This is a genomic window from Curtobacterium sp. NPDC087080 (genome assembly GCF_044745105.1).
Classification (GTDB): Bacteria; Actinomycetota; Actinomycetes; order Actinomycetales; family Microbacteriaceae; genus Curtobacterium.
The window spans coordinates 391,976-410,117 of record NZ_JBIUZP010000004.1 but is presented as its reverse complement, the minus strand read 5'-3'; the positions used below and the strand labels follow the sequence as shown (position 1 = coordinate 410,117).

General features: G+C 70.5%; 31 protein-coding genes. 29 read left to right on the top strand and 2 right to left on the bottom strand.

Features of this window, described 5'->3' with window-relative positions; translation table 11 throughout:
* The first annotated feature begins 58 nt into the window (after positions 1-58).
* Genes ACIPEQ_RS13525 through ACIPEQ_RS13430 form a run of 20 tightly spaced genes read left to right on the top strand, consistent with a single transcriptional unit; the run spans position 59 to position 9,373 of the window.
* The gene (locus tag ACIPEQ_RS13525) at positions 59-1,339 is read left to right on the top strand and encodes an AAA family ATPase (RefSeq protein WP_402715566.1); all 1,281 of its coding nucleotides are present in this window, start codon (positions 59-61) and stop codon (positions 1,337-1,339) included.
* Positions 1,336-1,656, top strand: coding sequence for a hypothetical protein (locus tag ACIPEQ_RS13520; protein WP_402715565.1), 321 nt, complete (start codon positions 1,336-1,338; stop codon positions 1,654-1,656). The genes ACIPEQ_RS13525 and ACIPEQ_RS13520 overlap by 4 nt, the downstream gene beginning before the upstream one ends.
* Entirely contained in the window at positions 1,653-2,276 is a 624-nt protein-coding gene (locus ACIPEQ_RS13515; RefSeq protein WP_402715564.1) for a hypothetical protein, read from the top strand. Before ACIPEQ_RS13520 ends, ACIPEQ_RS13515 begins: the two co-directional genes overlap by 4 nt.
* Entirely contained in the window at positions 2,273-3,217 is a 945-nt protein-coding gene (locus tag ACIPEQ_RS13510; protein ID WP_402715563.1) for a RecT family recombinase, read from the top strand. The genes ACIPEQ_RS13515 and ACIPEQ_RS13510 overlap by 4 nt, the downstream gene beginning before the upstream one ends.
* On the top strand, positions 3,214-3,603 hold the full coding sequence (locus ACIPEQ_RS13505; RefSeq protein ID WP_402715562.1) for a hypothetical protein: 390 nt from the start codon (positions 3,214-3,216) through the stop codon (positions 3,601-3,603). The genes ACIPEQ_RS13510 and ACIPEQ_RS13505 overlap by 4 nt, the downstream gene beginning before the upstream one ends.
* Before the next feature lie 14 nt (positions 3,604-3,617).
* Entirely contained in the window at positions 3,618-4,031 is a 414-nt protein-coding gene (locus ACIPEQ_RS13500; RefSeq protein ID WP_402715561.1) for a hypothetical protein, read from the top strand.
* Positions 4,028-4,699, top strand: coding sequence for a DNA-methyltransferase (locus ACIPEQ_RS13495; protein ID WP_402715560.1), 672 nt, complete (start codon positions 4,028-4,030; stop codon positions 4,697-4,699). The genes ACIPEQ_RS13500 and ACIPEQ_RS13495 overlap by 4 nt, the downstream gene beginning before the upstream one ends.
* Positions 4,696-4,857, top strand: a complete 162-nt coding sequence (locus ACIPEQ_RS13490; protein ID WP_402715559.1) for a hypothetical protein — start codon at positions 4,696-4,698, stop codon at positions 4,855-4,857. Before ACIPEQ_RS13495 ends, ACIPEQ_RS13490 begins: the two co-directional genes overlap by 4 nt.
* A complete protein-coding gene (locus tag ACIPEQ_RS13485; RefSeq protein ID WP_402715558.1) occupies positions 4,857-5,258 on the top strand; it encodes a hypothetical protein in 402 nt (133 codons plus the stop codon). Before ACIPEQ_RS13490 ends, ACIPEQ_RS13485 begins: the two co-directional genes overlap by 1 nt.
* Positions 5,258-6,043, top strand: coding sequence for a hypothetical protein (locus tag ACIPEQ_RS13480; RefSeq protein ID WP_402715557.1), 786 nt, complete (start codon positions 5,258-5,260; stop codon positions 6,041-6,043). Before ACIPEQ_RS13485 ends, ACIPEQ_RS13480 begins: the two co-directional genes overlap by 1 nt.
* Positions 6,040-6,483 (top strand): hypothetical protein, encoded by a 444-nt coding sequence (locus ACIPEQ_RS13475; protein WP_402715556.1) that lies wholly within the window; start codon positions 6,040-6,042, stop codon positions 6,481-6,483. Before ACIPEQ_RS13480 ends, ACIPEQ_RS13475 begins: the two co-directional genes overlap by 4 nt.
* Positions 6,480-6,866: a hypothetical protein gene (locus ACIPEQ_RS13470; RefSeq protein WP_402715555.1), complete on the top strand. Its 387-nt coding sequence runs from the start codon at positions 6,480-6,482 to the stop codon at positions 6,864-6,866. Before ACIPEQ_RS13475 ends, ACIPEQ_RS13470 begins: the two co-directional genes overlap by 4 nt.
* Complete coding sequence (locus tag ACIPEQ_RS13465) at positions 6,863-7,165, top strand: hypothetical protein (protein ID WP_402715554.1); 303 nt, start codon at positions 6,863-6,865, stop codon at positions 7,163-7,165. Before ACIPEQ_RS13470 ends, ACIPEQ_RS13465 begins: the two co-directional genes overlap by 4 nt.
* Positions 7,165-7,692, top strand: coding sequence for a single-stranded DNA-binding protein (locus tag ACIPEQ_RS13460; protein ID WP_402715553.1), 528 nt, complete (start codon positions 7,165-7,167; stop codon positions 7,690-7,692). Before ACIPEQ_RS13465 ends, ACIPEQ_RS13460 begins: the two co-directional genes overlap by 1 nt.
* Positions 7,676-7,825: a hypothetical protein gene (locus tag ACIPEQ_RS13455; RefSeq protein WP_402715552.1), complete on the top strand. Its 150-nt coding sequence runs from the start codon at positions 7,676-7,678 to the stop codon at positions 7,823-7,825. Before ACIPEQ_RS13460 ends, ACIPEQ_RS13455 begins: the two co-directional genes overlap by 17 nt.
* Entirely contained in the window at positions 7,822-7,968 is a 147-nt protein-coding gene (locus ACIPEQ_RS13450; RefSeq protein ID WP_402715551.1) for a hypothetical protein, read from the top strand. Before ACIPEQ_RS13455 ends, ACIPEQ_RS13450 begins: the two co-directional genes overlap by 4 nt.
* Positions 7,965-8,732, top strand: a complete 768-nt coding sequence (locus ACIPEQ_RS13445; RefSeq protein WP_402715550.1) for a hypothetical protein — start codon at positions 7,965-7,967, stop codon at positions 8,730-8,732. The genes ACIPEQ_RS13450 and ACIPEQ_RS13445 overlap by 4 nt, the downstream gene beginning before the upstream one ends.
* On the top strand, positions 8,729-8,887 hold the full coding sequence (locus ACIPEQ_RS13440; RefSeq protein ID WP_402715549.1) for a hypothetical protein: 159 nt from the start codon (positions 8,729-8,731) through the stop codon (positions 8,885-8,887). Before ACIPEQ_RS13445 ends, ACIPEQ_RS13440 begins: the two co-directional genes overlap by 4 nt.
* Entirely contained in the window at positions 8,880-9,170 is a 291-nt protein-coding gene (locus tag ACIPEQ_RS13435; protein ID WP_402715548.1) for a hypothetical protein, read from the top strand. The genes ACIPEQ_RS13440 and ACIPEQ_RS13435 overlap by 8 nt, the downstream gene beginning before the upstream one ends.
* The gene (locus tag ACIPEQ_RS13430) at positions 9,167-9,373 is read left to right on the top strand and encodes a hypothetical protein (RefSeq protein ID WP_402715547.1); all 207 of its coding nucleotides are present in this window, start codon (positions 9,167-9,169) and stop codon (positions 9,371-9,373) included. Before ACIPEQ_RS13435 ends, ACIPEQ_RS13430 begins: the two co-directional genes overlap by 4 nt.
* 482 nt (positions 9,374-9,855) lie before the next feature.
* On the opposite strand, the gene ACIPEQ_RS13425 is transcribed toward ACIPEQ_RS13430, so the two are convergent.
* Entirely contained in the window at positions 9,856-10,362 is a 507-nt protein-coding gene (locus tag ACIPEQ_RS13425; RefSeq protein WP_402715546.1) for a hypothetical protein, read from the bottom strand.
* 23 nt (positions 10,363-10,385) lie between these two features.
* Here ACIPEQ_RS13425 and ACIPEQ_RS13420 point away from each other — a divergent pair, with 23 nt between their 5' ends.
* The 3 genes from ACIPEQ_RS13420 (at position 10,386) to ACIPEQ_RS13410 (ending at position 12,239) form a co-directional block, all read left to right on the top strand.
* On the top strand, positions 10,386-10,661 hold the full coding sequence (locus ACIPEQ_RS13420) for a hypothetical protein (protein ID WP_402715545.1): 276 nt from the start codon (positions 10,386-10,388) through the stop codon (positions 10,659-10,661).
* 299 nt (positions 10,662-10,960) lie between these two features.
* The gene (locus ACIPEQ_RS13415; protein ID WP_402715544.1) at positions 10,961-11,569 is read left to right on the top strand and encodes a M23 family metallopeptidase; all 609 of its coding nucleotides are present in this window, start codon (positions 10,961-10,963) and stop codon (positions 11,567-11,569) included.
* Positions 11,570-11,756: 187 nt separating this feature from the next.
* Positions 11,757-12,239 (top strand): hypothetical protein, encoded by a 483-nt coding sequence (locus tag ACIPEQ_RS13410; RefSeq protein ID WP_402715543.1) that lies wholly within the window; start codon positions 11,757-11,759, stop codon positions 12,237-12,239.
* Here ACIPEQ_RS13410 and ACIPEQ_RS13405 read toward each other — a convergent pair.
* Complete coding sequence (locus ACIPEQ_RS13405; RefSeq protein WP_402715542.1) at positions 12,212-12,709, bottom strand: hypothetical protein; 498 nt, start codon at positions 12,707-12,709, stop codon at positions 12,212-12,214. The genes ACIPEQ_RS13410 and ACIPEQ_RS13405 overlap by 28 nt on opposite strands.
* Positions 12,710-12,829: 120 nt before the next feature.
* Here ACIPEQ_RS13405 and ACIPEQ_RS13400 point away from each other — a divergent pair, with 120 nt between their 5' ends.
* Genes ACIPEQ_RS13400 through ACIPEQ_RS13375 form a run of 6 tightly spaced genes read left to right on the top strand, consistent with a single transcriptional unit; the run spans position 12,830 to position 18,063 of the window.
* Positions 12,830-13,381, top strand: coding sequence for a hypothetical protein (locus ACIPEQ_RS13400; protein WP_402715541.1), 552 nt, complete (start codon positions 12,830-12,832; stop codon positions 13,379-13,381).
* 18 nt (positions 13,382-13,399) lie between these two features.
* Positions 13,400-14,683 (top strand): PBSX family phage terminase large subunit, encoded by a 1,284-nt coding sequence (locus ACIPEQ_RS13395; protein WP_402715540.1) that lies wholly within the window; start codon positions 13,400-13,402, stop codon positions 14,681-14,683.
* An 11-nt stretch (positions 14,684-14,694) separates the two neighbouring features.
* Positions 14,695-16,428 (top strand): phage portal protein, encoded by a 1,734-nt coding sequence (locus ACIPEQ_RS13390; protein WP_402715539.1) that lies wholly within the window; start codon positions 14,695-14,697, stop codon positions 16,426-16,428.
* Positions 16,367-17,644: a phage minor capsid protein gene (locus ACIPEQ_RS13385; RefSeq protein WP_402715538.1), complete on the top strand. Its 1,278-nt coding sequence runs from the start codon at positions 16,367-16,369 to the stop codon at positions 17,642-17,644. The genes ACIPEQ_RS13390 and ACIPEQ_RS13385 overlap by 62 nt, the downstream gene beginning before the upstream one ends.
* Before the next feature lie 9 nt (positions 17,645-17,653).
* On the top strand, positions 17,654-17,920 hold the full coding sequence (locus tag ACIPEQ_RS13380; RefSeq protein ID WP_402715537.1) for a hypothetical protein: 267 nt from the start codon (positions 17,654-17,656) through the stop codon (positions 17,918-17,920).
* Complete coding sequence (locus ACIPEQ_RS13375) at positions 17,917-18,063, top strand: hypothetical protein (protein WP_402715536.1); 147 nt, start codon at positions 17,917-17,919, stop codon at positions 18,061-18,063. The genes ACIPEQ_RS13380 and ACIPEQ_RS13375 overlap by 4 nt, the downstream gene beginning before the upstream one ends.
* Positions 18,064-18,142 lie beyond the last annotated feature (79 nt).

Below are 18,142 nucleotides of genomic sequence, written 5' to 3'. Positions count from 1 at the left end.
CCTCATCACCGCGCCCCGCCCTGGGAGCGCGTCATCAGCCATCCCCTCAAGGAGAACCATGACCACCACCAACCCCGCCCCGCTGCGGGTCCTCAACCTCGTCGTCGAGAACTACAAGCGCCTCACCGCAGTCGAGATCAAGCCCGACGGCGACGTCGTCCTCATCGGCGGCCGGAACGCTCAGGGCAAGACGTCCGTCCTCGACGCGATCTACGCCGTGCTCAAGGGCGGCGCCGCAGCCCGCGAGACGGTGCAGCCGATCCGGGACGGGCAGGACACCGCCGTCGCCCGCCTCGAGATCGGCGACGAGCACGGGAACGTCTCCTACGTCGCGACCCGCCGGTGGACGAAAGACGACGCCGGCACCCTCACGGTCGAGTCCGCCGACCACGCACGGTTCTCGTCGCCGCAGAAGCTCCTCGACGGGATGCTCGGCACGATCACCCTCGACCCGCTCGCCTTCACCCGCATGGACGCGAAGAAGCAGCTCGCGACCCTCATCGACGCCCTGGGCGACTCACTCGGCTTCGACCCCGTCAAGCTCGACGCCGAGCGGAAGGGCGTCTACGACCGCCGCACCGAGGTCGGGCGAGCCGTCACCCGTCTCGAGGGACAGCTCGGCAGCTACCCGGCGCCGGACCCGTCGGTCCCCGCTGAGGAGGTGTCCGCCGCGGACCTCGTCGCGAAGGTCGACGAGGTGTCGCGCCGGAACCGCGCGATCGACGCGGCGATCGACACCGCCCGGCAGGCGCACGCCGACCAGCAGCGCGCCGCCGACGCCCTCGCCGCCGCGCAGAGCGCGCTCGACGCCGCGACCGCCCGTGCCACCGAGACGGTGTCCGCTGCTCGGGCGCTCGGCGAGCGGGAGGACGCGCAGCCCTACCTCGACCAGCTCGGCGAGATCGACCACGTCAACGCGCGCGTTCGGCAGCAGCGCGACCGGGCGGCCGTCGCCGCCGAGCTGTCCGACCGGAAGCAGGAGCAGGCGCAGCACACGCTCCGCCTCGAAGAGATCGACCGGCAGAAGGCCGACGGCATCGCCGCCGCGAAGCTGCCCGTCCCCGGGCTCGGGTTCGACGCCGACGGGGTCACCCTCAACGGCATCCCGTTCTCGCAGGCGTCCACCGCCGAGCAGGTGCGTGTCTCGACCGCCCTCGCGATGGCCGGCGACCCGACGATCCGCGTGATGCGCATCGACGGCGGTGAGTCCCTCGACTCCGACTCGCTCGCGATCGTCGAGCAGCTCGCCGCGGAGAAGTCGTACCAGGTGTGGATCTCCCGCGTCGACGAGTCCCGGTCGGTCGGCTTCACGATCGAGGACGGGACGGTCGTCGCATGAGCGCCGCCGAAGCACGCGCCGCCCTCGAGGAAGCCCGACAGCACCAGCTCCGGGGCCACGACTTCGACGCCAACCAGTCCATCGCGAAGGCTCAGGCTCTCGCGACGATCGCCCTCGCCGAGGAGCAGCGAACCGCGAACCTCATCGCGCTGTTCAACGAGGAAGGCCCGGAGGTCTTCCGCGCCCCGGAGATCCCCGCGACGAGCATCGACAGCCCGGAGGAGCTGCGGAAGGCACGCCGTGCGGCCACCGAGGCCGTGCGGAAGCAGTACCTCGTGCTCGCCGCCGAGATCGCGGAACGGCTGGACCTCGCATGACCTGGCAGGACCGCATCATCGTCGACGGCCACGACCGCGACCTGTGGCTCGGCGCCCGCCGTCAGGTGATCGGCGCGTACGACGCGAAGAAGCTCGCCAAGCCGACGAGCGTCGACAAGTACCTCGCGTCGAAGCTCGCCGAAAAGTCGTTCACCGGCAACGCCTACACGGAGGAGGGGCACCGCTGGGAGCCGCTGATGCTCGCCTACGCGGGTATCCCGCAGAACAGCGCGCTGATCCACTCCCCCGACGAACCCGGCCACGCCGCGACCCCTGACGGGCTCCGCGTGAACCCGAACGGCCGTCTCACCCTCGCCGAGTGCAAGGCCCGCCTCGGCCGCATCACGGACGGTCCGGAGCGGGAGGAGTGGCGGCAGCTCGCGTGGCAGTTCCACGTCCTCCCCGAGGCCGACGAGATCGAGTTCCTGTGGGTCGAGCTCGTCCGGACGCCGGACGGCGAGTGGGACCTCCGCGAGGGCCTGCACGGCATCCCCCGCCGGCTCGTCGTCCGCCGGGACCACCCGAAGGTCGTCGAGGCGCTCGCCCTCATCCTCCCCATCGCCACTGACCTCCTCGCGCGGCTTCGCGTCGCGCTGACCTACGAACGGAGAGCCGCATGACCACCGAGGTCACCACCCTCCCGGCGAACGGCGACGTCACGACGTGGACGCCCGCCGAGAAGGCGATCGCCGACGCCGCCGGCCTCGTCTTCACCCACACCTACGGCGACCGCCAGGGGCAGCGCGAACCCGCGCCCCGAGCCGTCGTCGAGAAGTTCCTCGCTCTGTCCCGGCAGTCCGGCCTCAACCCGCTGTCGAACCAGATCTGGTGCATCGGCCGCCTGTCGAAGGGCCGCGTCGAGTGGGCCGTGCAGACCGGCATCGACGGATTTCGGCTCGTCGCCGACCGGTCCGAGAACTACGCCGGCCAGGACGCCGCCGAGTGGATGACCGACTCCGGCGAGTGGGTCGACGCGTTCATCCCGAAGCTCCACGGCGGCCACCCGCTCGCCGCGCGCGTGCGTGTCTACCGCTACGAATGGGACCGCCCCGCGGTCGGCGTCGCCGAGTGGGGTGCCTACGTCCAGACGAAGCGCGACGGCACCCCGACCGAGATGTGGGCGAAGCAGGGCGCCGGGCAGCTCGCGAAGTGCGCCGAGGCGCTCGCCCTCCGCAAGGCGTTCCCGATGGACCTCTCCGGGCTTTACACGTCGGACGAGATCGCCGCGGCGCCGGAGCAGCACATCGAGATAGCCGGCCCCTCACGGGACTGGTCGGCGGAGATCGCCGCCGCGACCACGCACGAGGAGGTCGAAGATCTCCTCGACGCCGCGGACGACGCGGGCGAGCGGACGGACGCCGTACGCACGGCGGCGATGACCCGTCACGGCATGCTCGGCGAGCCGACACGGCCCGACGAGACAGTCGTCGACCCGGAGCCGGAGGCCGCTGCCGAGGCGCCCGCCCCGGACGTCGCTCCTGCTTCGCCGGCTGGCCTGTCCGACGCCGACTGGCTCGCGCAGGCCGAGGCCGACGTCCTCCGGCAGGAGGGCCGCGCATGAGCGAGATCGCGAACCTCGCCACCGGCGAGCTCGTCACCTACGAGCCTGCGTCCCCCGTCGAGCTCGAGTACACGATCCGCGCGATCGGGGAACGGCTCGAGCACGCCGTCGGCGTCATCGACGCCCTGCAGCGCGGCCGGTACGACGCCGAGGCCGAGTACTCCCGGGCGCTCGAGACGGCCAAGCTCTCGTCCTCTCGCGCGACCTACAGCGACCGCCGCGCCGAGGCGATCCTCGCGTGCCTGCCGAAGTTCCGGGAGCTGAACGAGGCGAAGGCGAAGCTCCACCACGCCGAGAACCTGCAGGACGCGCTCGGCAAGCGCCTGTCCGGCCTGCAGACCATCGCCAAGACCCTCGCGACCGCGTACAACGCGACCGGCCGCTGACCAGGAGAACCACCATGTCCGAAGTGCTGCCCCCGCCGCTGCCCGGCCTCGACGATGTCGAGACTGGCCGGTGGACCCTCGTGCTCCCCTACGAGACCCCGCCGCTCACCGCGAACCAGCGGATGCACCACATGGCCCGCCACCGTCACGTCAAGGCGCTCCGCGGCACGACGACGATGCTTGCCCGCGCCGCTCACATCCCCGAGCTGCCCGCGTGCCGTGTCACCCTGACGTGGTTCGTGCAGACCCGGCACCGTCGCGACGCCGACAACGTGGTGCCGACGCTCAAGGCTGCCTGCGACGGGCTCGTCGACGCCGGCGTCGTGCCGGACGACACCCCGGAGCTGATGGCGAAGCTCATGCCCGTCATCACCCACCGGCCCGGCGTCCGACAGTCGCTCGAGCTGCTCGTCGAGGTGACCGCATGACCGAGCCGTACTACCAGGACGAGCTCGTGACGCTCTTCCACGGCGACTGCCTCGAGCTGGACGCCTGGCTCGGCGCGGACGTGCTGGTCACGGATCCGCCGTACGGTACGCAATTCAGCGCCGACAACCCGAAGGGCGGGTACGGCAGACGACAGAACGCAGGGTTGGGGCCGGAAGGCTTCACGATCGCGAATGACGGCACCACGGAGACTCGTGATGCTGCCCTCGCACTCTGGGGTGAGAAGCCGGCGCTCGTGTTCGGTTCCCCTCGATTGCCGGATCCACCCGGACAGTGGGCCGATCGTCTGGTCTGGGACAAGAAACGGCCAGGCATGAACGGCGGCCCCTGGCGCTACCGGCACGAATCGATCTACGTGACCGCGGGCTTCGTCCGCACCTCGAACGCATCGGTATCGATCCTCACCGCGTTCCCCGAGCAGAGCGACCACATTCACGCCAAGCCTCTCGGGCTGATGGAAGCACTTGTCGAGACGGCACCCCCTGGGACGATCGCCGACCCCTTCGCCGGCAGCGGCACGACTCTGGTCGCCGCAGCACACCTCGGTCGCCGGGCCATCGGTGTCGAACTCGAGGAGCGCTACTGCGAACTTCTCGCGAAAAGACTCAGCCAGCAGACCTTCGACTTCGACTGGGGGGATGCGTCGTGAAGAGCGCCGCACAGATCCGCGCCGACGGCGTCCGGCTTACTCGAGCTGAACGAGACGCCGTCTGCCAGACGTTCCGCGAGGAGATCGGCGGGCTGTACGCCGTCGCGGTCGCCCCGATGATCGAGGCGGATCACCCGTTTCCCGAGGACGCGCGGTGATGGGTCCGAAGGCCGACCGGCCGACCGTGGCGGACGCTCGCCGCGCGTACGCGATCGCCACCGAGCGTGACGGCGAGCTGTGCCAGCGGTGCCTCCGGGACTGCGGGCCGCTCGCCCGGGACCACCGGCAGAACCGGATGCCGGGCAACACCGTCGCCAGCAACCTGAACTGCCTCGGCCTGGCCTGCCACATCTGGAAGACCGAGCACCCGCGGGCCGCGCTCGAGGACGGGTGGGCGGTGCCCCGGTGGGCGGACCCGCACGAGTGGCCCACCCGGAGGTGGTTCCGGACGGAGGTCGGCACGCTCCGGGCCGGGTGGGCGCTCCTGGACGACGAGGGCGGCGTGCACGAAATCAGCGCCGACGACGCACGAAGACGGATGGAAGGAGGTGCCGGCTGATGCCGTGGTTCAAGGTCGACGACGGGCTCCCGTCCTCGAGGAAGGTGCTCGGCATCCCCCGCCGGGACCGCCTCGCGGCGATCGGCCTCTGGACGCTGGGCGGCGCCTGGAGCGCGAAGGAGCTGCAGGACGGCGCCGTGCCGAGCTACATGATCGTCGAGCTGGGGGCCACGCGACGCGTTGCCGAGGCTCTCGTGACCGCCGGCCTCTGGTCGCGCACCTCGACGGGCTACTCGTTCGTGAACTGGGATGAGTTCCAGCCCACGAGGGCGGACGTCGTCGCCGCGCGGGAGAAGAACGCCGAGAAGCTGCGGAAGTGGCGGCGTCGTAACCAGGAGCAGAACCAGGGTGAAACCGAGTCCGTAACCGGGTTACAGGACGGTTCGGATGAGGTTCGTAACCCTGCCCCCGACCCGTCCCGTCCCGACCCGACCTCTTCTCCTAACGGAGAAGAGAAACCCCCGCGCAAGCGCGGGACACGGCTCGACGAGCACTGGGTCCCCGCCGACGAGCTGATCGTGCAGATGCGGGACGAGTGCCCCGGCGTCGACCTCCGTGCCGAGCATCGCGTCTTCGTCGACTACTGGATCGCGCAGCCCGGGCAGAAGGGCGTCAAGACTGACTGGCCGGCGACGTGGCGGAACTGGATGCGCCGGAAGGCCGGTGACACCCGACCCGGCCGCGCAGCCCCCGCGTCCCGCGGCCAGCAGCGGCAGGACGAGCTCCTCGCGTTCGCGACGGCAGCAGACCAACCCCTCGACATCCGACAGGAGATCACCTCGTGAACGAACCCGAAGTCCGCCGGCTCCTCAGCCTGATCTCCGGCGGCTACGACAACCGGACCCTCACCGCGATCACCGCCGAGGTGTGGACGATGGAGCTCGCCGACACCGACTTCGACATCGCCTGGCAGGCGGTCCGGAACCACTTCCGGAAGCCGTCGCCCCGCGAGTACCTGTCCCTCGACGTGCTGCTCGAGCAGATCCGGGTCGACACTCGGCAGACGCCGGGCGCGATCGAGGAGGACGTCCGGTCGGCGAAGGCCCGCGGGCTGATCGAGGCGTCGTGGCCGGCACGGCAGGCGCTCCCCCGCCCGGTTGCCACGAGGCTCGCGCAGGCCCGGCAGACGTTCGCCGAGCAGGCCGCCGCGATCGAGGCGGGCACGGTGACGGACGGCCGACCGCTCGAACTCGGGACGGTCGGCCGGAAGGTGCCGGAGCCGTGACCGACGGGTGGGCGGAGCCGTGGCCGCGCCGGCAGTCGGACGGGGACGCGTGGGCGAACTTCGTCGCGCAGCTCGACCCGGCCGCCGTCGAGGCGGAACGGTACCGGGCGCCGGGACCGGAGGAGCGGCCGGGCTCGCCGACGGACCTCCGGATGAAGGCGGCGCACGAGTACGTGGCGACCGACTACTGGGAGCGGGTCCGCGCCGGGCACCCGCTGCCGCTCACGGACCACGAGTGGGCCACCCGGCGGGCCGAGCAGTACGCCGACGCCGACGCCGAGATCGCGCGGCGCGGCTTCGACCAGACAGACATCGAGGCGGCCATCCGGTCGTACTCGCAGAGACAGGCGGCTCCGGCCGCACACGGAAGGACAGCAGCATGACCAACAAGACCGTGAAGGCCACGGCCTTCCTGCAGATCGAGCCCGAGTGGCCGAGCTACCTCGGCGCGGGCGACCGCGACAACCCCGCCAGCGTCCGCGGCGCGAAGGTCGTCGCCGTCACCCAGCGCCGCTCCCCGAAGCCGCGCGCCGGTGTCCTCGAGGTCGCCGTCACCGTCGAGATCCCCGCGAGTGCGTTCGTGCCCCTGCGTCCGGAGGCAACCATCGTGATCCCCGCGGACCTGACGATCGCGCACCCCGTCGTTGTCGAGGCGACCGACCCGAACGAGGAGGCCCGCTGATGGCCGGCGAGACGATCATCACCGTCGTCGGCAACCTCACCGCCGACCCCGAGCTGCGGTACACGCAGAACGGCCTCGCGGTCGCGAACTTCACGATCGCGTCCACCCCGCGCACGTACGACCGGCAGGCGAACGAGTGGAAGGACGGCGACGCGCTGTTCCTCCGCGCGTCGGTCTGGCGGGAGTTCGCCGAGCACGTCGCCGGCTCGCTCGTGAAGGGCGCCCGGGTCATCGTGCAGGGACGACTCCGGCAGACGTCGTGGACGGACCGCGAGGGGCAGCAGCGCACCGGGTTCGTGCTCGACGTCGACGAGATCGGCCCGTCGCTCCGCTACGCGACCGCGCAGGTCACCCGCTCGCAGGGGCAGGGCGGTCGTGGCGGGGCCGGGAGCGCGCCGGGAGGCGGCCAGCAGAACCAGGGCTGGCCCACCCCGCAGCCAGGCCAGCAGGGCCAGCAGGGCGGCGGCACTCAGGGGCAGGACTTGTGGTCCCAGCAGGGAGGGTTCGACGATGAAACGCCCTTCTAGCCGCTACCGGTGGGGCGTCCGATACCGGCACGACTCGTTCGAGCCGTTCGCGATCTTCGTCACGCGTGATGACGCGGATCGGTTCGTCGCGTCGGACGTCGACCCCGGCTTGCTCGAGGTGATCGAGCTGTGACCGCCACGTTCACAAAGGGCAACGACACGGGCGGCTACGACTTCGGCGACCCGAAGTCCCCGTCCTTCCTCATCGCGGCCGAGCAGCGGGCCGCCCGTGCACGACAGCTCCGTGAGGAGCACGACACCAGGAGAGACCAGTGACCATCACCCCACCCGACGTCGACGAAGAGCTCACCGTCGCGCTGCTCGTCGAGCGTGCACGCCGCCGCCTCACCGAGGCCCCCGAGCTCGTCGAGTACGTCCGCATCCGCCGACTCCCCGGCGGCGCCGTCCGCGACGGACAGCCCGGCGCCCCGTCCCGCACCCCGCCCGCCCCGCTGCACGTCGGCGCCCTCGACGACGCCGACGCCCTCTACGTCGACCTCGTCGGCCACGTCCGCCGGTGGGCGCGGGACCTGTCGATCACGACCCTCAAGGTCGCGCTCCGCTCCGGTCAGTGGACCACCGACGGGGTGCTCCTCGGCTTCCGGTCGACCACCACCCCGCCCGGCGCCGCCGAGCTGACCCGCGACCTCACCGGCTGGCTCCTGGCCCACCTGGACCGCATCGCGGCCCACCCCGGCGGCCCCGAGTTCCTGTACGACGTCGCGCACGCCGTCGACCTGGTCTACTCCCGGTTCCCGCTCGAGGCCCGCCCCGACCGGCCGCACTGGAAGCGGCCCTGCGAGCAGTGCGGCGAGTTCGCCGTCACCGCGGACTGGTCCCCGGACTCGGAGATCCGTGACGTCACTGTCTGGTGCGAGGCGTGCTCCCACGTCCTCGTGTCCACCGACTCCGCCGGCACCGTCCACGTCCGCGGTACCGAGTCACCCGACCAGCGCACCGCCGGCCGGAAGGTCGCCCGCATCGTCCGGCAGATCGCTGTCGGCACGTCCGTCCCCCGCATCGAGGAGGTCCCCGCATGATCGACCACATCACGCCCGAGCAGGCGGAGTGCGGCGCACGCCGCCCGCACTTCCCGGCAGTCACCTCGTCGTGCACGCAGCCCCTCGGACGCGACGGCCCGCACGTCAGCGTGGACGACTACGTCCAGTGGTCGAAGGAGGACGACCGTGGCTGACCAGCCGGGGTGGGGCACCGTGCCTGGGCAGCCGCCGTGCACCCCGTCGGCGGAGCACGTGCGCGCGGTGTACGCCGCCCAGCACGGCGCGATCCTGTCGGACGAGCACGGCCGCGAGTTCGACCGGTGGCTCGCCGAGCACGACGCGCAGACCCTCGCCGGAGTCCGCTTCGCCCTCGACGTCCACGACCGGTACACGGACGCCTCCCCGTGGTTCTCGGAGTCCGCCCGCGCCACCCGCGCGCAGACGACCCTCGACGAGGTCCGGAAGGCGGTGACGTGACGGGACTCGACCCGAAGCGGCTCGTCACCCTCCGGGCCGCCGAGAAGCTCGTCGGCCGCTCCCGCCGCACCCTGCTCGCCTGGCAGGAGAACGGGATGCCGACCGAGCTTCTCGGCGGGACCCGGCACGTCCGCGTCTGCGACCTCCTCGACTGGCAGCGCACGAAGGGCCGCCGCCACGGCCGCGCACGCGACACCCTGTGACACTCGAACAGGGGGCACCCGAACTGCACCCCTCAGGTGATATGCTTCGCATGCATCACGACTCGGCCCGGACACTGTCCGGGCCGTTCGTGTATCCAGACATGGCGACTGAGCACCGCCACGAGGGTCCGAAGATCGGGGTTCGAATCCCCAGCCTCCTGTCGGCGGCATGGCCACGACGCGGGCGAAGCACAGCGGCACAGTGCAGCGGACCCTCGACACCCGAGCAGGCAGCGCGGACGCGCGCCCCCGCTCGGGGCTCCTCGTCTTCCCCGTGCCCGCCGACACGCACCGCTACCGCATCGGCCGCCGGCACCGCCCTCGGGTGGAACGCCGGCCGCCCCGCGACTCCACGCGGGCGGCGCGAGCACGGGGAGCCCCCTCACGGGGTGGGCGTCAACGCGTGTCCCGCCATGCACGCGAAGGTCCGCCGCAGTACGGCCGCTGATTCTCCCGGCCGAGACGACCTGCGCCCACCCCGATCAACGAACCTCGTTCGGTTGCCAATCCGCGGCCTCAAGCGCGGCGAAGAAGTCGTGAACCGTACGGAGCGTCTCCGCCGGGTCGCGACCCGCTAGGTGCTGTTCGTACATCGCGATCCGATGCTTGACGCGGGCACCGTTCAGGCCGTTGGGCGTCCAACGTCGGTGAACTTCCTCCAGGGGCAGCCAGGCCGCAGCGGGGATCACGACGGGTATCACGAACGGGACTGTCAGTCCTGCATCCTGTGTCGTGACCGATGCCGCATGCGAGATCCCGTTCCGAACGTGCAGGAGCCCGTGGATGAGGGGCGCCTCACGATCCCGCAGCGTCTCGTACTCCTCGCCGATGCTTTCGCGGAGATGTTCATCGAGCACCGCGGTCCAGATGGCGCCGGAGCCGGCGTTCCCGTAGAGGAAGCCGTCGCCCCGACGCATATCGCGCAGCGCCTTCTCGAGAGCCCTCAAGGCCAGCATGCGGCCCCGCACGTTCTCCCACCCTGTGTCCATCACCCGACCGTAGCGGAGGCACCATGGCCGGCCTCAACCTCGGCGCCGACTTCAACGCCGCCCTCGTCACCCTCGCAGGGTGGGACCAGAACGCCGTCGACGCGTCCACCCTGTCGATCGCGTTCCTCAACCAGGGCGGGCAGACCACCATCCGGGCCACCGCGACCGCGAACGTCGACACCGACGCGCTCAACACCCTCATCCGCGAGTACATCCCCGCACCCCCGGAGCCGACACCCGTCGACGCGCCCGTCACGGACACCGACGTCCCCGAGGTCACGGATGACCCGACCGCCTGACGCGCAGGACCCGCACCTCACCGCGCATCGCACGAGGAGCAACCACAGACCCGACCCGCCCCTGCACCCGGACGCGCTCGCCGAGCTCGACCGGGTCATGGACGACGTCTTCGAAGATCGCGGCTGAACTGTCCGTTCGCACGCACCCTCACACTCCCGGCGACCGCCCACACGCACCCCACCAGCACCCGGGGCGCGATCGCCGGGCTCACACTTCCGCCAAGGAAGAAGGCCACGCATCCGCGTGGCCTTTCGCATCAGAAGGAAAGGAGAACGCCATCTCAGATCCCTACGGAACCGTGGTGTGGCCCGTCAACCCGCACCCCACGCCCACGGGCGCCCAGGTGTATGGCTCCCCGCGTAGCTACCCCGGAGGCCACATCGGCTCCGACTACGGCGTGAGCACCGGCACCTCGGTACTCGCGATCAGCGACGGCGTCATCACGCAGTCCGCGTTCGACAGCCTCGTGGGCAACTACGTGCGCATCGACCACGACAACGGCGTGACCACCCGATCGATCCACCTCAGCAGCCGATCGGTCTCCGTCGGCCAGCGCGTCAGCGCCGGCCAGCAGATCGGACTCAGCGGCGCCACCGGCACCGCTGCCAACGGGCCGCACCTCCACATCGAGGTGTACCTCAACCGCACCAACCGAACCGACCCCCACGCCTTCTTCCTGCAGTACGTGGGACCAGGCAACGACGAAGGAGACGACATGACCCCCGAACAGGACGCACGACTGAAGAACATCGAGAGCCTCCTCGCTGTCGAGAACGGCGGCGGCATCCGCGGCCTCGTCAACAACGTCAAGGCGATCGGCAACAACATCGAGTCGATCCTCGCCAAGGAGAGCGGCGGCGGCATCCGCGCCACCGTCAACGCCATCAAGGCAAAGCTCGGCGCGTAACGCTCACGGGGCGGACCGACACCCGGTCCGCCCCCGAGGCGCTCCGCCGCATCCCCGCTCGAACCGACACCGAGCACACGCACACCTACAGCACCCGACCCACCTTCGAAGAGCGCCCAGGCGGCGCACGGAGACGAGAACCATGACCGACGAGACCGCTGGGCCTGGTCCAGTCCAGGACCCCGCCGTGCGTGCGAGGGTCGCTGCGCTCCATGCCGAGGGCAAGGGGCGCAACGCGATCGCATCGGAGCTCGGCCTCGGGAACTCGACGGTCACCCGGATCGCGAAGGCCCTCGGGCTCGACTTCTCCCGGGCGCAGACGGCGGTCGCGGTGCAGGCCCGGTCGATCGACCTCGCCGCGGGACGTCAGCGGCTCGCCGAGAAGATGCTCGGTCGGGCGGAGAAGATGCTCGACGACCTCGACGGCCCGTACCTGGTGTACGCGTTCGGCGGGAAGGACAACGTCTACAGCGACCACGAGCTCGAGAAGCCGCCAGTCGAGGTGCAGCGCACGGCGGTCACGACGGCCGGCGTCGCGTTCGACAAGGTGACGAAGTACCTCGAGAAGGACACGTCAGGGGTCGACACGGCTCACTCGCTGCTCGACACGCTCGCTGCCGGGTTCAAGGCAGCTGCGGCGTCCTACGACGCTCCGACCGAGGATTCCTGATCCGACTCACCTAGCTCATGGCGCCGCGAGGGGAGCGTCTTCATCGCCCAGACCTGACGCTCGGCGTTGAGTGACGCGAGCAGGGCGACGCTAGACATGATCATCCCGACACCCATGAGCAACACGACGACCGACAAGAACCCCGGGAACTCAGGTTCCCTCCCGTCTCCAGCACGTATCTGGTCGATCACCCAGCTCACCAGGGTGAGGGGTCCGGAGACGAGCAGGAGGTAGGCGAGGGTGCTGAAGCGGCGCAGCGCTGGCCGCAGCTCGCGGTAAGCGATGCGCTCGACGAGTCGGGCACGGACGTTCACGAGCAGCTCGCGGTGCTCTCCGGAGACGCTGGACTCTCGGAGCAGATTGTCGACCCGCTCAAGACGACGCAGGGTCGTCCGGTCGGCGATGAGGGCAGCGATCAGCGCGACGATCACGGCGCTGACCGCTGCAAGCACGGGCGTCAACCAATCCATTCCCGCATCCTCCCCGATCACGGGCAGCGTGACCACTGACGCCCGGCCCGGTGGCGCTTCAGGTCACTGCCGGGTCGGTGCACGACCGAACGTGTCTGCCGCGCTGTGTAGCGTCGCCATATGGACTGGTGGTCAGCGCCCTGGTGGGCCGGTGTGCAGGGTGTGGCATCCGTCGTTGGCATCACGGCAATCGCAATCGCTGTCGTTGACTTCCTGATACGGATGAACCTCGAGGCTCCTAACGCGATGTCGATCACGGTCAGGCGCGTCGGAGCGAACTTGGTTGATGCGCGTGCAACCGTCGAGGTCACGATCATCGCTCGACCGATGGGCCCGCACGTTCTGTACGAGCCGGAATGGCGGGTATGGGGCGACGACTCAGTGACACCACCTTGGATCGATTCCCCTGTGCTTGATGTCCGGGATGAGGCGGTCGAGATGACGATGCACGTCCACCGAGACCGGTTGAAGGACATCAAGGTCGGGATCGAGTGGGTCGTGCCCCGCCGCTTTGGCTCCTACAAGGCCGCGTCGCGTCGAGGGATCGCCGCGATGAGCGACTACGAGCGATGGGTCGTTTACCGCTGGCGGTACTGGCCGCGGAAGACCAACGGTTACTGGCGCAAGAATCGGGAGGCGAAGAAGCGCAACCCGCTGTTCGGTCCCGAGTGACCTGACGAAGGAGGTGCCGTGTCAGCCCCGGCGCTCTCCCCGAAGCAGGTCTGGTCGATCACCGCCTCCACCACCCGAAAACTGGCCCTCTGGGTCGGCGCCGTGTCCGGCGGGAAGACCATCGCGTCCCTGTTCGCGTTCCTGTTCGCCGTCCGCGCCGCCCGCGGTGTCGGCCTCATCGTCATCATCGGCAAGACGCTGCAGACGATCGAACGCAACATCATCGAGCCGCTGCAGGACCCAAACCTGTTCGGTGTCCTCGCCGCGCAGACGGTGCACACCCGCGGCTCGTCGACCGCGACGATCCTCGGCCGCGAGGTGCACCTCGTCGGAGCAAACGACGTCCGCGCTGAGGAGAAGATCCGAGGCGGCACGATCGAGGTGGCGTACGTCGACGAGGCGACGCTGCTGCCCGTCGGGTTCTGGGAGATGCTCCTCACCCGCCTCCGCACCCCGCACTCGAGGCTCCTCGCGACGACGAACCCGGGCTCGTTCAACCACTGGCTCCGGCAGCAGTACATCCTCATGGCCGAGGCGAAGAACCTGATCGTCTTCCACTTCACGATGGACGACAACCCGTCGCTCACCGACGAGTACGTCCGCGACATGAAGGCCTCGTTCACGGGGATCTTCTACGACCGGTTCATCCGCGGCCTCTGGACCAACGCCGAAGGCGCGATCTTCGACATGTGGGACCCGAAGAAGCACCAGGTTGCGTGGGACACCCTCCCGACGATGTGGAAGCTCCTCGCCGTCGGCATCGACTACGGCACCACGAACCCCACCAGCGCGATCCTCCTCGGCATCGCCCTCCACACCGACGCGTACGGCCGGCACCATCCGAAGCTGTACGCCATCGACGAGTGGCGGTACGAGTCGAAGGAAGCGCAGCAGAAGCTCACCGACGCGCAGCTCTCGCAGGAGATCCGCGCGTGGCTCGGGCAGCCGCACCTCCCTCCGGAGCAGCCCCGCCTGCAGCCCGACTACGTCATCCTCGACCCGTCGGCCGCGTCGTTCCGGGTGCAGCTCCACCAGGACGGCGTGCTGTCCACTCAGGCCGACAACGACGTCCTCGACGGCATCCGCACCGTCGCGTCGCTGCTGTCCTCCGGGAACCTCCTCATTTCAGACCGGTGCACCGGCTGGATCAAGGAGGTCACCGAGTACGTCTGGGACGCCAAGGCCGCCGAGTCCGGCGAGGACAAGCCCGTGAAGGCGAACGACCACTCGCAGGACGCCCTCCGCTACGCGATCAAGACCACCGAGAACATTTGGCGCAGTCACGTCAAGCTCGCCGCCTGAGGAGGCCCCCGATGCCGCAGCCCGCAGACGTGTGGCCCCCGCAGCCGTTCGACACCGCGTTCGCTCGGTTCGCGGAGCACGACGCCTGGTACTGCGGCGACACCGCCACCCTCGCCGAGATCTACGGCGGGAAGGGCGTGCAGACCACGCATCGTCGCGGCGGCGTCCCGTACCGCGGCGGCGTGATCGGTGCCCTGTCGAAGATGTGGTGGGGGCAGCCGCAGGACAACGGCGACGGCCGCATGAAGATGCACCTCCCCGTCCCCGCGGACATCGCGCAGCTCTCCGCGGACCTGCTGTTCGCTGAGGCACCGAAGATCCGCTACCCGAAGCCGGACGCCGCCCCCGAGGCGACTGACGAGCAGCGGCAGCAGCAGGCCGCGTGGAAGCACCCCGCGCAGGACCGCCTCGACACGATCATGGGGTCCGACGAGGCGCACGCGGAGCTGCTGAACGGCGGCGAGCTGGCCGCGTCGTCCGGTGGCACCTACTTCGCCGTCACCTGGGATGCCAGCCTCCGGGACCACGTCTGGTTCCGCGCGTTCCACCACGACTGCGCGATTCCCGAGTTCCGGTACGGCGTCCTCACCGCGGTCACCCTATGGACCGAGTACGACACCACCGCGCAGGGCGGCGCCCTGTACCGGCTGCTCGAGCGGCACGAGCCGGGCCTCATCACGTACGAGCTCCACGAGGGCGGCCCCGGCAACCTCGGCAAGCTCGTCCCGATGCGGACCCTGCCCGAGACGGCGCACTACGAGGGCCTCCGGTCCGCGGCCGAGCTCGAGGCGTTCGCCGCGGCCCCGGACCTCGCCGAGCTGGCGAACCCGGCTGTCACCGTCGCGACCGGCGTCGACCGCCTCGCGGTGAAGTACATGCCGAACGTCCGCCCGTCTCGCGACTGGCGGAAGCTCGGCCCGCTCGCGAACCTCGGCCGTTCCGACTACGCGGGCGTCGAGGATCTGTTCGACAAGATCGACCAGGCCTGGTCGTCGCTGATGCGCGACCTCGAGAACGGGCAGGGGCGGCTCACGGTCCCCGAGCAGTTCCTCGAGACCGGCAAGCCCGGCGAGGGCGCCAAGTTCGACGTCAACCGCACCGTCTACGTCGGCGTCCAGGCTCTCGGCAGCTCGGACAAGCTCGGCGACCAGATCGTCGAGACACAGTTCGAGATCCGCGTGCAGCAGCACCTCGAGACGATCGACGCCCTCAAGCGAGAGATCGCGACGACGTGCGGCTACTCGCCCGTGCACCTCGGCCTCCGCGACGTGCAGCAGGCGCAGCGCACGGCGACCGAGGTGACCGCGGACCTGTCGGACTCGGAACGCACCCGCGACAAGAAGGCGCTCTACGCGAAGCCGGCCCTCGCCGAGCTCGCGCAGGTCGCCCTCGCGATCGACGGGATCGTGTTCCCCGGCAAGGGCGGCGGCTGGTACGACGAGCTGCCCGACGTCGAGTTCGCTGAGGTGTCGCAGGTCGACCCGCTCAAGAACGCGCAGACGATCAGCATGCTCGACGGTGCCCGCTCGGTGTCGATCCTCACCCGGGTGCGGATGGCCGGCCAGGTCCCCGAGGAGGAGATCGCCGCCGAGGTCGCCCGCATCCGCGACGAGGAGACCCTCGGCGCGATGCAGGAGCCCGCGTCCGCTCTGTTCGAAGCACCTGAGACCGAGGAGCCGGACGATGGCGACGACCAGCAGCCCGCAGGGGCAGCAGCAGGAGCAGCAGCGCCGACCGACCGCTGAGGCCGTCGCGGCGCTCGTCGCGCTGCACATCACCGCTGAGTCGACGCTCCTCGACCAGATTGCCGCGATCCTGCGCCGGGCCGTCTCACTCGAGGCGGCCCGGCCCGCGATCCGTCGCGTCGCGTACGCCGTCGCCCGCGCCCTCGACCAGCGGGTCCCGCCGCTCGTCGCCGAGGTCATCGACGGGGAGCTGCTCGACGGCGCTGCGACCGCCGAGCGGGAGGTGCTGGACGACATCATCCAGCTCACCGACGGCGGCGCGCAGAAGGCGATCGAGGGGCGCATCCGACGCATCCTCGGCCGTGAGCTGCCGGCGGGCGCTTCCAGGGGGACGCCCGGCGGCATCCCGCCCCGCCGACCGCCGGGCACCGCGCTTGTCCCCGCCGGACAGCCGCGAGACTTCGACTTCGGCGTCCCGACGAGCGTCCGCGCGGAGGCCGCGATCCGGGAGTCGCTCGTCTCCGAGCTGCAGGACGTCCGCCGCCGCATCACACGCCTCGACAACGACATCTACAAGGTGCTCGCCCCGCAGGCGGCCCGCGTGCAGGTGCTCGACGTCGAGCTGACCCCGGCGCAGGCGCAGGCGATCGCGTGGCGCGACTTCACGTCGAACGGGATCACCGGGTTCACCGACAAGTCCGGCCGCGAGTGGTCGCTGTCGGCGTACACGGAGATGGCGGTCCGGACGGCCGCGGCTCGCGCGTTCAACGCGGCGCACCTCGAGCGGATGCACGCGATCGGGGTCCGCTACTTCACCGTCTCCGACGTCGGCTCCCCGTGCCCCCTCTGCCTGCCGTGGCAGGGCGCTGTGCTGACCGACGGGACCGTGCCCGACCCGGAGCTGCCCGTCGACGCGACGATCGCTGAGGCGACCGCACGCGGCCTGTTCCACCCGAACTGCCGCCACTACCTCACCGCCGTGTTCCCCGGCATCACCACGCTCCCGCCCCGGCAGACGTGGACGCCCGCGCACGAGGCCCGCTACCGCGCCGTCCAGAAGCAGCGACGCCTCGAGCTCGCGGTGCGGAAGGCGAAGCGGCAGCAGGAGAACGCGCTCGATGGTGAGCGGGCGGCGGACGCGAAGGCGAAGGTCCGGGCGGCGCAGAAGCGGCTCCGGGACCACGTCAACAGCCGCGACGACCTCGCCCGCAACTCGCGGCGCGAGCAGCCGCACCTCCGCGACGCGTACGCGCAGATCCCGCTCTTCACCAGCTAGGAGGCCGACATGCCCTGTCCCATCGTGATCGCGTTCATCACCGGCGTCGTCACTCCCTTCGTGCTCTACGCGCTGCTCTGCGCCGTCGTGATCGCGACCAGCCGAGGGTCGGGCACGCAGTGCATGGTGTGCGACCACCTCGACGTCGACATCGAGGACCGGCGCATGCGGGCGTACATCTGGGTCCGCAAGGCCTGGCACCGCGTGTGGTGGAGGTCGAGGCGCTGGCACAAGGTCGCGACCGCCGCCTACCTCGCGAAGTGGAGGCGGCCGTGATCCTCGACGTCGGCTCCACCGTCATCTACCAGGAGCGCGTCTGGACCGTCGTCGCGACGTCCGCGCACTCCCGGTTCCTGCAGTCCCTCGACGGCTGCTGCAACACCCGCGTGGACGTCGACCGTCTGGTCGCCGCACCGTGACCGAGAACCGGTGGCCGCTCGGCCCCATCACCGACCTACCCCGACCGAAGCCCGGCCAGGCGCCGGACACCACACCTGA